General features: G+C 38.7%; 1 protein-coding gene. It reads left to right on the top strand.

Features of this window, described 5'->3' with window-relative positions; all coding sequences use genetic code 11:
• The first annotated feature begins 42 nt into the window (after positions 1-42).
• The gene (locus tag JJB97_RS17880) at positions 43-1,455 is read left to right on the top strand and encodes a DEAD/DEAH box helicase (RefSeq protein WP_317981564.1); all 1,413 of its coding nucleotides are present in this window, start codon (positions 43-45) and stop codon (positions 1,453-1,455) included.
• The last annotated feature ends 190 nt before the right edge of the window (positions 1,456-1,645 follow it).

Here is a 1,645-nt window from a genome sequence, read left to right as displayed (position 1 = left end):
CTGGCAAAAGTGTAGCAGTATTCGGCGCAGCTATTTAGTGATATTGTTGTTTCAAACATTCAACAAATAGCTGGTGATGATAATAAATGGTTAGAGCAGCTAGATGCCGATTTCTTTGATTTGATTATTGTTGATGAAGCCCATCATAATAAAGCAAATACATGGGTTAAGGTTAAGGAAAAATTCCCAAGCGCTAAGGTAGTAAACTACAGCGCTACGCCCATGAGGAGTGATGGTCAGTTGATGAGCGGTGAGGTTATATATAGCTTTCCTGTTGTTGAAGCAATTAGGGAGGGGTATATAAAAAGGCTTCATGCAAAAATGATTAGTCCATCAAAGTTAGCCTATATTAATAGCGATGGTACTGAGATAACCTTAGCAAGTCCTGATGAAATTAAGCGTTTAGGTGAAGAAGAAGCATCTTTCAGACGTGGTGTTCTCATGTCTGATGAGACTCTTAGTACGTTGGTTGATCTTTCTATCAAGGAGCTAAATAGACTGCGTCAAGAGTCTGGAGAGAAACGGTTAAAAATAATTGCATCTGCTATTAATTATGGGCATTGCATCCAGATAAAAGAAGCATTCCTTGCCAGAAATTTACGTGCTGATTACGTACACTCTAATGAAGATGGCTCGGTTAATGATAGAGTTTTCTCTAAACTAGAAAATCATGAATTGGATGTAATAATTCAATCCAAAATGCTTGGTGAAGGTTTCGACCATAAATTCTTATCTGTGGCTATGGTCGGTAGTATTTTTACTAATTTAAGCCCATTTGTTCAGTTTGTTGGTAGAGTCATGCGTGTCGTAAAACAGAATGCCCCTGGAGATTTGGTTAATAGAGGCGTGGTTGTTTTTCATGTTGGTGCAAATATTGCCAATAGATGGAGTGACTTTAGGAATTTCAGCCAGGCTGACCAAGATTTCTTCGCTGACTTGCTACCAGAAGTTGAAGATGTAGCTTTTGGTTCTGATGGAACAAGTGACAGCGATCCTGATGAAACGGGAGGATACAACAGGCTTATTCCTGTAGAGATTACTAGCACTGATGGTGTAATAGCTTCCGAGTTAGATCCTATCGGGGATTTCCAGGAACTCAAAAATGAACTTGCGGCTTTAGGTATGACAACGAATGAAGCCATAGAGATTTTACGCAAATCTAGGTTGAGTAAGCAGGACCAGAGAAGAGCAGGAAGACAAGCGATTAACGATCTTGTTAATCATCATGCGGGATTACTCATTAATCAGCTTGGATTTAAGACAAAAGGTAGGAATTTCAATAAGTCTCAAGATAATTATGCTTGGGCTGTAAGAGAACTCCATAATCGTGTTAATGAGTACATAGGTTGTAATAGCGGTGATAGAGAAAATTTAAGTTTAGAACAGGTTGAAGAAGCTAAATCAGCAATTTCCAATTTAGCTGAAGACATAAGGCAGGAATGGTCTAATGGCTAAATTCAAGTCTCTTATTGTTGGTGCTAAGTTTGAGGTTGCTTCTAGAAAAACTGCCTGTAAACACGACAAAAAGCACGTAATTACCAAAGGTGAATTTAGGTTGAGTGTAAAGAACTCAACGCAAGGTGAATCTTACTATTGTATTTCTTGTGCTAAATAGCTGCGCCGAATACTGCTACACTTTTGCCAG

Origin of the sequence: Tenebrionibacter intestinalis (assembly GCF_016632365.1) — a bacterium.
Taxonomy (GTDB): Bacteria; Pseudomonadota; Gammaproteobacteria; order Enterobacterales; family Enterobacteriaceae; genus Tenebrionibacter; species Tenebrionibacter intestinalis.
The sequence above is the reverse complement of the archived record's forward strand: the minus strand, read 5'-3'. Positions and strand labels throughout refer to the sequence as shown.